General features: G+C 69.1%; 14 protein-coding genes. 11 read left to right on the top strand and 3 right to left on the bottom strand.

Going from position 1 to position 14,456, the window contains the following annotated elements; genetic code table 11:
- A partial coding sequence (locus tag ACFXMV_RS09475) for a hypothetical protein (protein ID WP_378613083.1) occupies window positions 1–310 on the top strand: 310 nt, incomplete at its 5' end.
- A 106-nt stretch (window positions 311–416) separates the two neighbouring features.
- Window positions 417–1,058, top strand: coding sequence for a YoaK family protein (locus ACFXMV_RS09470; RefSeq protein ID WP_378499014.1), 642 nt, complete (start codon window positions 417–419; stop codon window positions 1,056–1,058).
- Between the two features lie 3 nt (window positions 1,059–1,061).
- On the opposite strand, the gene ACFXMV_RS09465 is transcribed toward ACFXMV_RS09470, so the two are convergent.
- From ACFXMV_RS09465 to ACFXMV_RS09455, 3 genes are all read right to left on the bottom strand, one after another.
- Window positions 1,062–1,391: a YnfA family protein gene (locus ACFXMV_RS09465; RefSeq protein WP_378499015.1), complete on the bottom strand. Its 330-nt coding sequence runs from the start codon at window positions 1,389–1,391 to the stop codon at window positions 1,062–1,064.
- A gap of 46 nt (window positions 1,392–1,437) precedes the next feature.
- Window positions 1,438–2,079 carry a maleylpyruvate isomerase family mycothiol-dependent enzyme gene (locus ACFXMV_RS09460; protein ID WP_378499016.1) on the bottom strand — a complete coding sequence of 214 codons (642 nt, stop codon included), beginning with the start codon at window positions 2,077–2,079 and terminating at the stop codon, window positions 1,438–1,440.
- 100 nt (window positions 2,080–2,179) lie between these two features.
- Window positions 2,180–2,779 carry a TetR/AcrR family transcriptional regulator gene (locus ACFXMV_RS09455; protein ID WP_378499017.1) on the bottom strand — a complete coding sequence of 200 codons (600 nt, stop codon included), beginning with the start codon at window positions 2,777–2,779 and terminating at the stop codon, window positions 2,180–2,182.
- 116 nt (window positions 2,780–2,895) lie between these two features.
- On the opposite strand from ACFXMV_RS09455, the gene ACFXMV_RS09450 reads away from it, so the two are divergent.
- The 9 genes from ACFXMV_RS09450 to ACFXMV_RS09410 all read left to right on the top strand — a co-directional run bounded on the left by ACFXMV_RS09450 (window position 2,896) and on the right by ACFXMV_RS09410 (window position 14,435).
- Complete coding sequence (locus tag ACFXMV_RS09450; protein WP_378499018.1) at window positions 2,896–4,497, top strand: carboxyl transferase domain-containing protein; 1,602 nt, start codon at window positions 2,896–2,898, stop codon at window positions 4,495–4,497.
- A gap of 20 nt (window positions 4,498–4,517) precedes the next feature.
- Entirely contained in the window at window positions 4,518–6,527 is a 2,010-nt protein-coding gene (locus ACFXMV_RS09445; protein ID WP_378502911.1) for an acetyl/propionyl/methylcrotonyl-CoA carboxylase subunit alpha, read from the top strand.
- Complete coding sequence (locus tag ACFXMV_RS09440) at window positions 6,524–7,687, top strand: acyl-CoA dehydrogenase family protein (protein WP_378499020.1); 1,164 nt, start codon at window positions 6,524–6,526, stop codon at window positions 7,685–7,687. The genes ACFXMV_RS09445 and ACFXMV_RS09440 overlap by 4 nt, the downstream gene beginning before the upstream one ends.
- On the top strand, window positions 7,684–8,175 hold the full coding sequence (locus ACFXMV_RS09435; protein ID WP_378499021.1) for a MaoC family dehydratase: 492 nt from the start codon (window positions 7,684–7,686) through the stop codon (window positions 8,173–8,175). Before ACFXMV_RS09440 ends, ACFXMV_RS09435 begins: the two co-directional genes overlap by 4 nt.
- A gap of 2 nt (window positions 8,176–8,177) precedes the next feature.
- A complete protein-coding gene (locus ACFXMV_RS09430) occupies window positions 8,178–9,020 on the top strand; it encodes an HpcH/HpaI aldolase/citrate lyase family protein (protein WP_378499022.1) in 843 nt (280 codons plus the stop codon).
- Window positions 9,013–10,215 carry an acetyl-CoA C-acetyltransferase gene (locus tag ACFXMV_RS09425; protein WP_378499023.1) on the top strand — a complete coding sequence of 401 codons (1,203 nt, stop codon included), beginning with the start codon at window positions 9,013–9,015 and terminating at the stop codon, window positions 10,213–10,215. Before ACFXMV_RS09430 ends, ACFXMV_RS09425 begins: the two co-directional genes overlap by 8 nt.
- Window positions 10,216–10,228: 13 nt before the next feature.
- Complete coding sequence (locus ACFXMV_RS09420) at window positions 10,229–12,187, top strand: acetoacetate--CoA ligase (protein ID WP_378499024.1); 1,959 nt, start codon at window positions 10,229–10,231, stop codon at window positions 12,185–12,187.
- 47 nt (window positions 12,188–12,234) lie between these two features.
- Window positions 12,235–13,071, top strand: a complete 837-nt coding sequence (locus ACFXMV_RS09415) for an alpha/beta hydrolase (RefSeq protein ID WP_378499025.1) — start codon at window positions 12,235–12,237, stop codon at window positions 13,069–13,071.
- Between the two features lie 143 nt (window positions 13,072–13,214).
- Window positions 13,215–14,435, top strand: coding sequence for an ABC transporter substrate-binding protein (locus tag ACFXMV_RS09410; RefSeq protein WP_378499026.1), 1,221 nt, complete (start codon window positions 13,215–13,217; stop codon window positions 14,433–14,435).
- Window positions 14,436–14,456 lie beyond the last annotated feature (21 nt).

Here is a 14,456-nt window from a genome sequence, read left to right as displayed (position 1 = left end):
GGCCGCTGCGGACGCTGCTGCCGCTGCTCAGTCGGCGGCGAACGAGCGGGCCGCTGCGGACGCTGCTGCCGCTGCTCAGTCGGCGGCGAACGAGCGGGCCGCTGCGGACGCTGCTGCCGCTGCTCAGTCGGCGGCGAACGAGCAGGCCGCTGCGGACGCCGCAGCCGCCGCTCAGGCCGCAGCCGTCGAGGAGGCGGCACCGCCATTGGACCTGACCCCGCCGAGGATCGATGACTCGGGCGTCGTCGCCCAGTTGCCCATCGGTGGCGGCATCACCCCGCTCGGCGGTATCGGTTTCCCGGGCTTCTGAGCAACGATCGAGCCCGGGTCGAATGCCCCAGCCGTCCGGCCCCAAGGGTCTGGCGGCTGGGGCAAACTACGTGGTGGGTAGGACGTCGATCCCGAACGGAGTTGCCGTGGTCGTCAGCCTGGGACGCAGGACGTTCGCGATCGCGCTGCTGCTCGCCGCCTTGGCCGGCTTCATCGATGCCATGGGTTTCATCACGCTCGGCGGCTTCTTCGTCTCCTTCATGAGCGGCAACTCGACGCAGATGGCCGTGTTCGCGGTCGACGGCGCCTTCGAACAGGCCGCGATCGGCGCCACGATCATCGGGCTGTTCGTCGGCGGGGTGCTGCTCGGCTCGCTGATCGGGCATCGGACTCGCCACGGGTCGGCCGTGCTGGTCTTCGTCGCGATCTCGGTGGCGGCGGCCGCGATCGGCGCCGCGTTCGACGCCCCGACGCAGGTGGTGATCTCCGCATTGGTGCTCGCGATGGGCGCGGAGAACACCGTCTTCGAGCGGAGCGACGCGTCGTCGGTCAGCCTCACCTACATGACCGGCACGCTGGTGAAGCTGGGCCAACGGATCGCCGCGGCGCTCGTCGGTGGTCCGCGCTGGGCCTGGGTGCGCTTCGCCCTGCTGTGGCTCGGATTGGTGCTCGGAGTGGTTGCCGGCGCGGCGGTGCACAGGTGGATTGGTCTACAGGGGTTGTGGATCGGGGTGGCCGTCGCGCTGTTCCTCGCGGCGGCGATGGCGCGGTTGCCTGCGCGCACCTGAGACTCAGCGCGGGGCGTACATGATGACCGCCACCCCGGCTAGGCAGATCAACGCGCCGCCCACATCCCAGCGATCGGGGCGGAAGCCGTCCATGGCCATGCCCCAGACCAGTGAGCCCGCGACGAAGACGCCGCCGTACGCGGCCAGGATCCGGCCGAAGTTGGCGTCGGGTTGCATGGTGGCGACGAACCCGTAGGCGCCGAGCGCGATCACGCCGAGCCCGACCCACAGCCAGCCGCGGTGTTCCCGAACACCCTGCCAGACCAGCCAGGCGCCGCCGATCTCGAGGAGCGCGGCGACGACGAACAGGGCGATGGACTTCGCGACGGTCATGCGAGGGGGCTCTCGGGCATGCCCTGGACCCTATCGCCGGGACCGGTCAATCCTGCTGCAGCGCCGCCGCACCCTCGCCGGAAAGCTGGGCCACGTCGGCCGGCCTACCCGACATGGCGAGGAGCAACTGCTGCATCGGACCCTGAACGGGCGGGCCCTTGCCCGCCGACCAGTCGACGTCGGTGGCGATCATGCGGACGCCGGAGACCTTGTGCCGCACACCCATCGAGGATGCGAGCGGTCGCACCAGGTCGGCCGCGCACGCGGCCGCGATCGGCGGCATGGTGTGGGCCATCCCGAGGGGAATCACGATGTCCTGCGTGTGCAGCAGGATCTCGATCAGCGCGAACCTGACGGGGGTGCCGGGCGGGTGGCCGCGCGATCCGTCCATCCGGGCGAAGTCCGCGACGATCTCGTCGGTTGGCCGGTCGGAGACCAGCTTTCCCTGCGCGTAGATGGTCTTGCTGTAGCTGCCGTGCGCGCGGATCACCAGGGGGAGCACACGAGGAAGATCGCGAAGGCCGGTCTGCGGGTGGGCGATCACGTGGCCCGCGACATCCTTGACGGTCCATCCCGCACAGAGCGAGTCCGTCGCCCACTGTTCGTCGGACAGCGTGGCGAGCACGGCGGCGAGGGCGCGACGTTCGCTGTGCACATACGCCCAGATCTCTTCGCGGTTCAGCCTCATGGGGAACTCCAGGGCCCGTGCCGCACGCGACGGTGTTCGCAGGCGACATGTCGTCCGAATTGTCCCACATCGCGCGGGGCATTCCGGGTGCTCGCCGGTCTCAGACCCCTGGCGCCAGCGCAGCCGAAGTCATCGCGCGCAGGACCGCCCGCGTGTGGGCGGGCGCGGACGGGTTGACGCTGTGTGGGGTCGAGTTGATCAGCCCGAAGGTGGCGTGCGCCTTGATCCGGGCGTCCGCCTCGGCGAGGTCGGGGTCGACCTTGCGGAGCACCTCGACCCACACCTCGACGTACCGGCGCTGGAACTGCCGGACCTGTCGGCGCTCGGTCGTCGGCAGTGACTCGAGGTCGCGGTCCTGAACGCGAATGAGGTCGGGCTCGCCGAGCGCGAAATCGAGATGGAACTCGATCAGGCCTGCGAGCGCCTCGTCCGGCGTCGACGCCGAATCGGCGACGGCGATGCCGCCCTCGAGCAGGCGGCGGCTGATGTCCACCAGCAGCTCCACCAGAAGCGCTTCCTTGTTGGGGAAGTGCCGGTAGACGGCGGGACCGCTGATCCCGACCGCGGATCCGAGGTCCTCCAGCCGAACCCCGGCAAAGCCGCGTTCGGCGATCAGTCGGGCGGCCGCCCGCAGGAGTTGCCTGCGGCGGTCGGCCTTGGCGCGGCCGCGGTTGGTCAGTGCCGAGTCCTCAGATGTCACGTCGACACCTCCCTTCTTTCAATGGATCTAGACAACTCAGTTAATCATAGTTATCTTAGATTCGGTTACTGGCAATTAACTGATCGTGAGCCGATCCGAGCAGACAGGGCGACGACATGACCATCGACGGGGAGCGCAACCGGGCCGAGCACGTGCGCCTGGTGACCGAGCTGCGCGAGCGGCTCGCGACCGCGGCGCTCGGCGGCAGTGAGCAGTCGCGACAACGCCACGTGAGCAGGGGAAAACTGCTACCGCGCGAGCGGGTGGACACCCTGCTGGATCCGGGCAGCCCCTTCCTCGAGTTCTCCCCGTTGGCGGCAAACGGCATGTACGAGGACGAGTGCCCGGGCGCTGGGGTGATCGCCGGCATCGGCCGGGTCTCCGGCCGCGAATGCGTGATCGTCGCCAACGACGCCACCGTCAAGGGCGGCACCTACTACCCGATGAGCGTCAAGAAGCACCTGCGCGCTCAGGAGATCGCGCTGCAGAACAACCTGCCGTGCCTCTACCTGGTCGACTCCGGCGGCGCTTTCCTGCCCCGGCAGGACGAGGTCTTCCCCGACCGTGAGCACTTCGGACGCATCTTCTTCAACCAGGCGAACCTCAGCGCGAAGGGCATCCCGCAGATCGCGGCGGTGATGGGGTCCTGCACCGCGGGCGGCGCCTACGTCCCGGCGATGAGCGACGAGGCCGTCATCGTGCGCAACCAGGGCACCATCTTCCTCGGCGGCCCCCCGCTGGTGAAGGCCGCGACCGGTGAGGTCGTCTCCGCCGAGGACCTCGGCGGCGGTGACCTGCACTCGAAGGTCTCCGGCGTCACCGACCACCTGGCCGAGGACGATCAGGACGCGCTGCGCATCGTGCGCCGCATTGTCGCGACCTTCGGCCCGCGCACTGACCGGCCCTGGGACGTGATCCCGGCGGTCGAGCCAACCGCGCCGCAGGCCGAGCTCTACGACGTCGTCCCGACGGACCCGCGCACCCCGTACGACGTGCACGAGGTGATCAACCGGATCGTGGACGGGGGAGGCGTCGGCGGTGCCGACAATTCACACTTCCAAGAGTTCAAGGCCGAGTACGGCAAGACCCTGGTCACCGGCTTCGCCCGCATCCACGGGCACCCGGTCGGCATCGTCGCCAACAACGGCGTGCTCTTCGCCGAGTCCGCCATGAAGGGGGCTCACTTCATCGAGCTGTGCGACAAGCGCAGCGTGCCGCTGCTGTTCCTGCAGAACATCGCCGGGTTCATGGTCGGCCGCGACTACGAGGCGGGCGGCATCGCCAAGCACGGCGCCAAGATGGTGACCGCGGTGGCCTGCGCGCGCGTCCCCAAGCTCACCGTCGTCATCGGCGGCTCCTACGGCGCAGGCAACTACTCGATGTGCGGGCGCGCGTACTCGCCCCGGTTCCTCTGGATGTGGCCGAACGCGCGGATCTCCGTCATGGGCGGCGAGCAGGCGGCCTCGGTGCTGGCCACCGTCCGCAGCGATCAGCTGGACGCCTCGGGCAAGCCCTGGTCGGCGGAGGACGAGGAGTCCTTCAAGGCGCCGATCCGTGACCAGTACGAGGCGCAGGGCAATCCCTACTATTCGACCGCCCGACTGTGGGACGATGGAATCATCGATCCCGCGGACACCAGAACTGTTCTAGGACTGGCACTTTCGGTGTGCGCTCAGGCGCCCCTCGAGCCGGTCTCCTACGGCATTTTTCGAATGTGATCGAGTCGGATGTGAGTGAAATGACTGAATTTTCTACAGTTCTGGTCGCCAACCGCGGCGAGATCGCGGTCCGCGTCATCCGCACCCTACGGGCCATGGGCATCCGCTCGGTGGCGGTGTACAGCGAGGCAGATGCTGGCGCGCGGCACGTCACGGAGGCCGACACCGCCGTCCTCCTCGGTCCCGCCGCGGCCAGGGAGAGCTACCTCGACATCGCGAAGGTGGTCGACGCCGCGAAGCGGACCGGCGCCCAGGCCGTGCACCCGGGCTACGGATTCCTCTCCGAGAACGCGTCCTTCGCGGCCGCTCTCGAGGAGGCGGGCATCGCCTTTCTCGGACCGTCGGCCCGCGCCATCGAGGTGATGGGCGACAAGATCACCGCCAAGAACGCGGTCGCCGAGTTCGACGTCCCCGTGGTGCCTGGAATCGCCCGGCCGGGCCTGACCGATGCCGAGTTGATCGCCGCCGCTGAGGACATCGGCTACCCGGTCCTCGTGAAGCCGTCCGCCGGCGGCGGCGGCAAGGGCATGCGTCTGGTGGAGGAGCGGGCGGCCCTCGCCGACGCGCTGGCCAGTGCGCGCCGCGAGGCCGCCTCCGCGTTCGGCGACGACACCCTCTTCCTGGAGCGGTTCGTGCTGCGTCCCCGGCACATCGAGGTGCAGATCCTGGCCGATACACACGGCAACGTCGTGCACCTCGGTGAGCGCGAGTGCAGCCTGCAGCGTCGCCACCAGAAGGTCATCGAGGAGGCGCCATCGCCGCTGCTCGACGAGGCGACCCGGGCGCGGATCGGTGAGGCGGCCCGCAACACCGCCCGCAGCGTCGACTACGCGGGCGCGGGCACGGTGGAGTTCATCGTGTCCGCCGATCGGCCCGACGAATTCTTCTTCATGGAGATGAACACCCGACTCCAGGTCGAGCACCCGGTCACCGAGATGGTCACCGGACTGGACCTGGTCGAGTGGCAGGTCCGGGTGGCCGCGGGCGAAAAGCTCGGCATCAGCCAGGACGAGATCACCATGACGGGCCACGCCATCGAGGCCCGCGTCTACGCCGAGGACCCGGCCAGGGGCTTCCTGCCGACGGGCGGACTCGTCCTCGACGTCGTGGAACCGGCCGGACCCGGCATCCGGATCGACTCGGGCCTGCGGGCGGGCACCGAGGTCGGCAGCGACTACGACCCGATGCTGTCGAAGGTGATCGCGCACGCCCCCGACCGCGCGGGCGCGCTGCGCAAGCTCGACCGGGCGCTCGCCGACACCGCGGTGCTCGGCGTGGTCACCAACATCGACTTCGCGCGGTTCCTGCTCGCGGATCCCGACGTGGTCGCAGGCCGCCTCGACACCGGACTGCTCGACCGCAGGCTCGGGGACTACGTCGCGGCCGACGCCGGGGATGAGCAGTTCATCGCGGCGGGCGCCTACCGGTGGCTGACGCAGTGGCCGCAGGCCGCGGGAGCCGACCCGTGGGAGGTGCCGACGGGCTGGCGGGTCGGAACCCCCGTGCCGACCAGCATCCGGCTCGCCTCGCCGACCCGCACCGACCACGTGCGGATCACCGGCGTGCCCGGCGGTGCATCGGTATCCATGGAGGACGGCGAAACCCGCACGTTGACAGCATCATTGGACGGGTCGATGCTGTCGGTCGCGGTGGACGGGCTGCGGTCGAGCTACCTGGTGGCCGCGCACGACGGACACATCTGGCTCTCGGGCGCCGACGGGACCGCGGTCCTGCGTGAGGTCCGGGAGGTCAGTGTCCGCACCGGTGACGCGCACGCGGGGGAGGCCGAGATCACCAGCCCGATGCCGGGCGCGGTCATCGCGGTCGGCGTGGAGCACGGCGCGACCGTCTCCGCGGGCACCGCGGTGGTGGTGGTCGAGGCGATGAAGATGGAGCACTCGCTGACCTCACCCATCGACGGCACCGTCGAGCTGCTCGTCGCCGCGGGAAACCAGGTGAAGGTCGACCAGATCCTGGCCCGAATCATTCCGAACGACACCACCGAGACCGCGAAGGACGCCGCGTCATGACCGACTACCTCTCCACCGGATCGCTGCCCGACGAGTACCAGCAGCTCGCGAAGACCGTCCGAGACTTCGCTCAGACCGTCGTCGCGCCGGTCGCCGCCGAGCACGATGCAAACCACACCTTCCCGTACCAGGTGATCGACGGCATGGCCGACATGGGCCTGTTCGGTCTGCCGTTCCCCGAGGAGTACGGCGGCATGGGCGGCGACTATTTCGCGCTGTGCCTCGCCCTCGAGGAGCTCGGCAAGGTGGACCAGTCCGTGGCGATCACCCTGGAGGCGGGCGTCTCGCTCGGCGCGATGCCGATCTACCGCTTCGGCAACGAGGAGCAGAAGCAGGAGTGGCTGCCGCAGCTCACGAGCGGCAAGGCGCTGGCCGCGTTCGGACTCACCGAGCCGGGCGCGGGCAGCGATGCAGGCGGCACCAAGACCACCGCCAAGCAGGACGGCGGCGACTGGATCATCAACGGCAACAAGCAGTTCATCACCAACTCCGGCACCGACATCACCCGGCTGGTTACCGTCACCGCCGTCACCGGTGAGATGGACAACGGCAAAAAGGAGATCTCCACCATCCTGGTGCCGACCTCCACGCCGGGTTTCACCGCCGAGCCCGCGTACAATAAGGTCGGCTGGAATGCCTCCGACACCCACCCGCTGACCTTCCAGGACGTTCGGGTCCCGCAGGAGAACCTGCTCGGCGAGCGTGGCCGCGGCTACGCGAATTTCCTGCGCATCCTCGACGAGGGCCGGATCGCGATCGCGGCGCTGAGCGTGGGTGCGGCGCAGGGCTGTGTGGACGAGTCGGTCAAGTACGCCAAGGAACGCGAGGCGTTCGGCAAGCCGATCGGCGCCAACCAGGCCATCGCCTTCAAGATCGCCCGGATGGAGGTGCGCGCGCACGTCGCCCGCACCGCCTACTACGACGCGGCCGCACTCATGTTGGCGGGCAAGCCCTTCAAGAAGCAGGCCTCCATCGCCAAGCTGATCGCCAGCGAGGCCGCGATGGACAACGCCCGCGACGCCACCCAGATCTTCGGCGGCTACGGCTTCATGAATGAGTACCCCGTGGCCCGGCACTACCGGGACAGCAAGATCCTCGAGATCGGCGAGGGCACCACCGAGGTGCAGCTGATGCTGATCGCGCGCGAGGCCGGGCTGTGAGCAAGCCGAAGCGCGTGGTGCAGCGTGGCCTGTGGTTCGAGGAGTTCGAGACGGACGTGGTCTACGAACACCGCCCCGGCCGCACCATCACCGAGGCGGACAACGTCCTGTTCACCACGCTGACGATGAACACCCAGGCGCTGCACCTGGACGCCGCGTTCAGCGAGCAGCTGCCGCCGTTCAACCAGCGGCTGGTGAACTCGATGTTCACCCTGTCCACCCTGGTCGGGCTGTCGGTCGCCCAGCTCACCCAGGGGACGATCGTGGCGAACCTCGGGTTCTCCGAGATCGCCTTCCCCAAGCCGCTTTTCCACGGCGACACCATGTACGCCGAGACGGTGATCACCGACAAGCGGGAATCGAAGAGCAGGCCAGGCGAGGGCATCATCACCCTCGCGCACACCGCGCGGAACCAGCACGGCGACGTGGTGGCGTCGGCGGTGCGCAAGACGCTCGTGCGGAAGCGACCGGAGACGACGGAGGAGTGACCATGAGTTGGACACCGCCGGGACCCGCCTGGCTGTTCTGCCCGGCCGACCGGCCGGAGCGTTACGCGAAGGCCGCTGCCGCCGCCGACGTCGTCATCCTCGACCTCGAGGACGGGGTCGCCCCCGCGGACAAGGCGGCCGCCCGCCGCGCGCTGATCGACACCCCGCTCGACCCCGAGCGCACGGTGGTGCGGATCAACGCGGCAGGCACCGAGGACCAGGGGCTCGACCTCGAGGCGTTGCTGCAGACCCGCTACCCGCGGGTGATGTTGCCCAAATGTGAATCGGCGGAACAGGTGCGCTCGCTCGCCCCGCGCGAGGTGATCGCCCTGATCGAGTCGCCGCTCGGCGCACTGACCGTGGCCGAGTCCGCCCAGGTCGCCAATGCGATCGGCGTGATGTGGGGTGCGGAGGACCTCGTTGCCGCCCTCGGCGGCAACTCGAGCCGCCACCCCGACGGCTCGTACCGTGACGTGGCCCGGCACGTGCGATCGACCTCGCTGCTCGCGGCGAAGGCCCACGGCCGGTTCGCCCTCGACTCGGTGTATCTCGACATCAAGGACCACGACGGCCTGCGGGTCGAGTCGCTCGACGCGGTCGCCGTCGGCTTCGACGCCAAGGTGGCCATCCACCCGAGTCAGGTCGCGGTGATCCGCGCCGCCTACGCACCCTCTGCCGACGAGATCGACTGGGCACAAAGGGTTCTCGCCGCTGTCTCCGAGGAACGCGGGGTCTTCGCGTTCGAGGGGAAGATGGTGGACGCACCCGTGCTCCGGCACGCCGAGGCGATCGTCCGCCGAACTGAAAACCAGCTCTCGCTGGAAGGAAAGGAAACAGATGTCTGAGTCCACGGTCATTGTCGCCGGAGCCCGCACGCCGATGGGTCGGTTGCTCGGTTCGCTCAAGGACTTCTCCGGGTCCGATCTCGGTGGCATCGCCATCAGGGGCGCGCTGGAGAAGGCGGGCGTCGCGCCCGAGAAGGTCGAGTACGTGATCATGGGCCAGGTGCTCACCGCGGGCGCCGGTCAGATGCCCGCGCGCCAGGCGGCCGTGGCCGCAGGCATCCCGATGGACGTGCCCGCCCTCTCCATCAACAAGGTGTGCCTCTCGGGCGTCGACGCGATCGCGCTGGCCGACCAGCTCATCCGCGCGGGCGAGTTCGGCATCGTGGTCGCCGGCGGCCAGGAGTCGATGAGCCGCGCGCCGCACATGCTCGAGAAGAGCCGCGAGGGCTTCAAGTACGGCGATGTGAGCATGCGTGACCACATGGCGTACGACGGCCTGCACGACATCTTCACCGACCAGGCGATGGGGCTGCTGACCGAACAGGTCAACCAGGAGGAAGCCGCCCACATCACCCGCGAGGAGCAGGACGCCTTCGCGGCGGCCTCGCACCAGAACGCCGCGCGTGCCTGGAAGAACGGCCTGTTCGACGACGAGGTCGTGCCGGTGGAGATCCCGCAGCGCAAGGGTGATCCGATCGTCTTCGCCGAGGATGAGGGCATCCGCGCCGACACCACCGTCGAGTCGCTGAGCGCGCTGCGTCCGGCCTTCAGCAAGGACGGCACCATCACCGCCGGGTCGGCCTCGCCGATCTCCGACGGCGCCGCCGCGGTGGTCGTGATGAGCAAGGCCAAGGCGCAGGAGCTGGGCCTGACCTGGATCGCGGAGATCGGCGCGCACGGCGTCGTCGCAGGCCCGGACTCCACCCTGCAGTCGCAGCCCGCGCGCGCGATCGCGAAGGCCTGCGCGAAGGAGGGCATCGCACCCACCGACCTCGACCTCATCGAGATCAACGAGGCGTTCGCGGCCGTCGGCATCGCATCCACCCGCGAACTCGGACTGGACGCGGCCAAGGTCAACGTGAACGGCGGCGCGATCGCCGTCGGGCACCCGCTGGGTATGTCCGGTGCGCGGATCGCGCTGCACCTGGCGCTCGAGCTGGGTCGTCGCGGCGGCGGCGTCGGCGCGGCCGCGCTGTGCGGCGGCGGCGGTCAGGGCGACGCACTGATCATCCGGGTCCCCAAGCAGACCGACTGAGAGGAAGAACCGCATGGGATCGCCACAGCCGCAGTGGGAACCGACACAGGACGACGTGCGCCGCGCCCGGATCACCGACTTCGCGGAGTGGGTGGAGAAGCAGTACTCGGTGTCGGTGCCCGACTATCACTCGCTGTGGCGATGGTCGGTCGAGCACCTTGACGACTTCTGGCGGTCGGTCTGGGACTACTTCGGGGTCCGGTCGGCGACGCCGGTCGGCGAGGTGCTGGCCGAGGACCGGATGCCCGGCGCCGTGTGGTTCCCGGGGGTACGGCTGAACTACGTGGACCAGGTGCTGCGCAACGAGCGGTCCGACCGGCCCGCCATCGTCTACTCCGGCGAGGCGGCGTCCGAGGACGTGACCATGTCCTGGGAGGAACTGCGCAGGCAGGCGGGTACGCTGGCCGCGACCCTGCGTGCGAACGGGGTGGGGCCGGGCGACCGGGTCGTCGGCTACCTGCCGAACATTCCGGAGGCCGTCGTCGCGTTCCTCGCGACCGCGAGCCTCGGCGCGATCTGGGCGGCCTGCGGCCAGGACTACTCGGCTCCGGCTGCGCTGGACCGACTGGGCCAGCTCGAACCGTCGGTGCTGATCACCGCTGACGGTTACCGTTTCGGTGGCAAGCACCACGACCGCGGCGAGGCGATAGCGGAACTGCGCGCCGGACTGCCGAGCCTGACGTTGACGGTGCTTGTACAGCGTCTCGGCTCTTCCGAAAAGCGTCCGGCGGCCGACACCGAGGGCATCGTCTGTTGGGCCGAGGCGACCGCGGGCGCGGCGCCACTCGAGCCGGTGGCCGTCGAGTTCGACCATCCGCTCTGGGTGGTGTTCTCCTCGGGCACCACCGGGCTGCCGAAGGGAATCGTGCACGGGCACGGCGGCGTGATCCTCGAGCACCTCAAATCGATTGCCCTGCAAATGGACATCGGGTCCGCGGACACCTTCTTCTGGTACACCAGCCCGAGCTGGATGATGTGGAACTTCCAGGTGGCAGGCCTGCTGGTCGGCGCCACCATCGTCTGCTTCGACGGCAACCCCGGATATCCGGAAACCGATTCGCTGTGGGTGCTCGCCGCGCGGCATCGGGCCACCGTGCTCGGCACCAGCCCGGGCTACGTGCTCGCCTGCGCGAAGGCGGGCGTGGTCCCCCGCCGGGATCACGACCTGACCGCGTTGCGCGCGGTGGGGATCACCGGGTCGACCCTGCCCGCGTCATCGTCGTTGTGGTTGGCCGAGAATGTCTGTGCGCCAGTGGTTTCCATCACCGGCGGCACCGATGTGGTGTCTGCCTTCATCGGTGGCGCGCGCACCGTCCCGGTCTGGCCGGGTGAACTGTCCGCGCCGTTCCTCGGGGTCGCGCTCGACGCCTACGACGAGGGTGGCGTGCCCGTTCGCGGCGACGTGGGGGAACTCGTCATCACCAAGCCGATGCCGTCCATGCCGGTTCGATTCTGGAACGACCCGGACGGAAAGCGTTACCACGATGCCTATTTCGATGACTTTCCCGGAGTATGGCGGCACGGCGACTGGATCACCATCACCGAGCGGGGCAGCGTGCTGATGCACGGTCGCTCGGACTCGACACTCAACCGCAACGGCATCCGGATGGGCAGCGCCGACATCTACCAGGCGGTCGAACGGCTGCCCGAGATCACCGAGGCCCTCGTCATCGGGGCCGAGCAGCCGGATGGCGGGTACTGGATGCCGCTGTTCGTCGTGCTCGCGGACGGCGTCGTGCTCGACGAGGCGCTCGAGAACCGGATCAAGTCGACGATCCGGGAGCAGGCCTCGCCCCGGCACGTCCCGGACGAGATCATCGCGGCGCCGGGTGTCCCGCACACCCGCACCGGCAAGAAGCTGGAGGTGCCGATCAAACGGATGTTCCAGGGCGCCGACGCGGACCGGATCGTCGACCGGAGCGCGATCGACGCCCCCGAGCTCATCGACTGGTACCTCCAGCACAAGCGCTGACCCCAGCGGCGGGTGTGCGGCCGGGCTCGAGCGGGCAGACTCGAGGCATGGCCTCTGGCGCGTGGGTCGCGCGGACCGTGCTCGTCGCGGTGGCGGTCGTCGCGCTGCTGCTGGTCGCCCTGTGGGTGTTTCAGCGTCGGCTGATCTACCTGCCGGACGGCGCGGCGCCTGCGTCGGCGGATCGGGTGATCGACGGCGCCCAGGATGTCCGGTTGACCACCTCCGACGGTCTCGAGCTCGGAGCCTGGTACGTGCCGCCGACCGGAGCGGATCGCGGTGTGACGGTCCTCGTGGCGAGCGGGAATGCGGGGAACAGGGCCGATCGCGCCCCCTTGGCCCGTGCCTTCGCGGGGGCGGGGTTCGCGACGTTGCTCTTCGACTACCGCGGGTACGGCGGCAATCCGGGGCACCCCAGCGAGGACGGACTGGCCCGGGACGTTCGCGCGGCCCGCGTTCACCTCGTCGACCACAGAGGGGTGCCGCCGGAGCGGTTGCTGTACTTCGGTGAGAGCCTCGGTACGGGCGTCGTCGCCGAGCTCGCGACCGAGCATCGCCCGGCCGGAATGATGCTGCGCTCGCCGTTCATCGACCTGGCCACCCTCGGCCAGCGGCACTATCCCTTCCTGCCGGTCCGGCTGCTTTTGTGGGACAGCTTTCCGGTCGCGGAGGCCGTCGGGCGGATCGATGTGCCGACGACGATCGTCTACGGCACCGCCGACACCATCGTCCCGCCCGACCACAGCGAGCGGGTGGCCGAGGTCGCAGGGGGTCCCGTAGTGCGGGTCGCGCTGCCCGGGGTCGGGCACAACGATGCCGAGATGTTCGGCGGCCCGGAGATCGTCGGGGCACTGGTGGAACTGGCCGGTCGGGCCGTCGGGCCGTGACGTGCCTGATTCGGTGACCGCTGAGTGAGACAGGACTGGACGGAATCGTTACACGGTATATCGAGAATCTGCGTTCACCGGAAATTTTGCGGCGCATTCCCATACGCTCCTGCGGAATCGCTGCCTATCTCGAAGGACGCACTGTGAACTTGAAGAGACTTGCCCCGGTACTCGCTTCACTCGCCGCAGTCAGCCTCGTCGCGGCCGGATGTAGCGGCGACAGCGGCGCGGAATCGACGGAGGGCGCCGCGACCGGCCAGCCGATCAAGGTGGGACAGATCGTTCCGATCGAGTCCGCCGGACTGTCCGTCGCGACCCAGGCGGCAGGCATGACCGCCTCGATCGACGCGCTCAACTCGCGAGGGGGAGTCGGCGGACGCCCGCTCGAGCTGATCCAGTGCGACTCGACGGGTGACCCGAACAAGGAAGTCGACTGCGCCAAGAAGATGGTGTCCGAGGGAGTGGTCGCGACCCTCGCGGACTTCACGCCCACCTCCGCCGAATCGGTGTCGCAGATCCTCGCCGCCGCGGGGATCCCGCGGATCGGCCTCAACCCGATGAACATCGCCGACTTCACCGCGCCCAACGTGTTCACGCCGTTCTCCGGGTCACTACTGACGCTGTACGGGCTGGTGGACACCCTCGTCGCCGAGGGCAAGACGAAGCTCTCCTTGATGCGCCCCGACGTCCCGGTCGCCGCGATGCTGATCCAGCTGCTCGGCCCGGCCGTACAGGCCAAGGGCGCCGAGATCGTGAACGAGGTCGCGGTCGGCGCGGGCGCCACCGACTACACCCAGTTCGTCGTCGCCGCCGAACGCAACGACGCGCAGGGCGTGATCATGGCACTGACCGCCAACGAGTCGAACCAGATCGCCGAGTCGTTCGACCAGCTCGATTCCAAGCTGAGCTTCGGCAACGCGGCCACCGGGTTCACGCAGGCCGACCTGCAGAACCTGGGCGCCTTCGCCACCAGTGCGGTGTACACCAGCCCGGTCCCGGCGCCGTCGTCGAGCACCGAGGACTTCCCCGGGCTCGAGCCGTTCCTCGCGGACATGAAGGACTCCGGCGAGGAGGGCCTCGAGCGGGAGAACCTCACCGGTACGGAACTGTTCTCCTGGCTCTCGGTCCGCGCCTTCAGCCAGGTGGCCGAGGGACTGGGCTCGGTCAATGCCAACACCGTGACGCAGGGTTTCGAGAGCGCCAAGGACCTGGACATGCTCGGCCTGGTGCCGAACTGGACCCCGGGAGCAGTGTCGCCGTTCGGGATCTTCCAGCGGGTGTCGAACTCGATGATGTACCGGATGAAGTTCGACGGTGAGGCCGTGGTCACCGATCCCAAGCAGTACGACCTGCGCGGTCAGTAACACGGCAGAGGCGGTCCCGGC

The organism is Rhodococcus sp. NPDC059179, from assembly GCF_042754885.1.
Lineage (GTDB): Bacteria > Actinomycetota > Actinomycetes > Mycobacteriales > Mycobacteriaceae > Rhodococcus_G.
Note: the sequence above shows the minus strand (reverse complement) of the source record. Positions and strands in the feature narration are given on the sequence as shown.

Bases quoted from the DNA above. Each gene is read 5' to 3' on its own strand.
- ACFXMV_RS09465 (WP_378499015.1), bottom strand. From the start codon at position 1,391: ATGACCGTCGCGAAGTCCATCGCCCTGTTCGTCGTCGCCGCGCTCCTC.
- ACFXMV_RS09460 (WP_378499016.1), bottom strand. From the start codon at position 2,079: ATGAGGCTGAACCGCGAAGAGATCTGGGCGTATGTGCACAGCGAACGT.
- ACFXMV_RS09450 (WP_378499018.1), top strand. From the start codon at position 2,896: ATGACCATCGACGGGGAGCGCAACCGGGCCGAGCACGTGCGCCTGGTG.
- ACFXMV_RS09445 (WP_378502911.1), top strand. From the start codon at position 4,518: ATGACTGAATTTTCTACAGTTCTGGTCGCCAACCGCGGCGAGATCGCG.
- ACFXMV_RS09440 (WP_378499020.1), top strand. From the start codon at position 6,524: ATGACCGACTACCTCTCCACCGGATCGCTGCCCGACGAGTACCAGCAG.
- ACFXMV_RS09430 (WP_378499022.1), top strand. From the start codon at position 8,178: ATGAGTTGGACACCGCCGGGACCCGCCTGGCTGTTCTGCCCGGCCGAC.
- ACFXMV_RS09425 (WP_378499023.1), top strand. From the start codon at position 9,013: ATGTCTGAGTCCACGGTCATTGTCGCCGGAGCCCGCACGCCGATGGGT.
- ACFXMV_RS09420 (WP_378499024.1), top strand. From the start codon at position 10,229: ATGGGATCGCCACAGCCGCAGTGGGAACCGACACAGGACGACGTGCGC.
- ACFXMV_RS09415 (WP_378499025.1), top strand. From the start codon at position 12,235: ATGGCCTCTGGCGCGTGGGTCGCGCGGACCGTGCTCGTCGCGGTGGCG.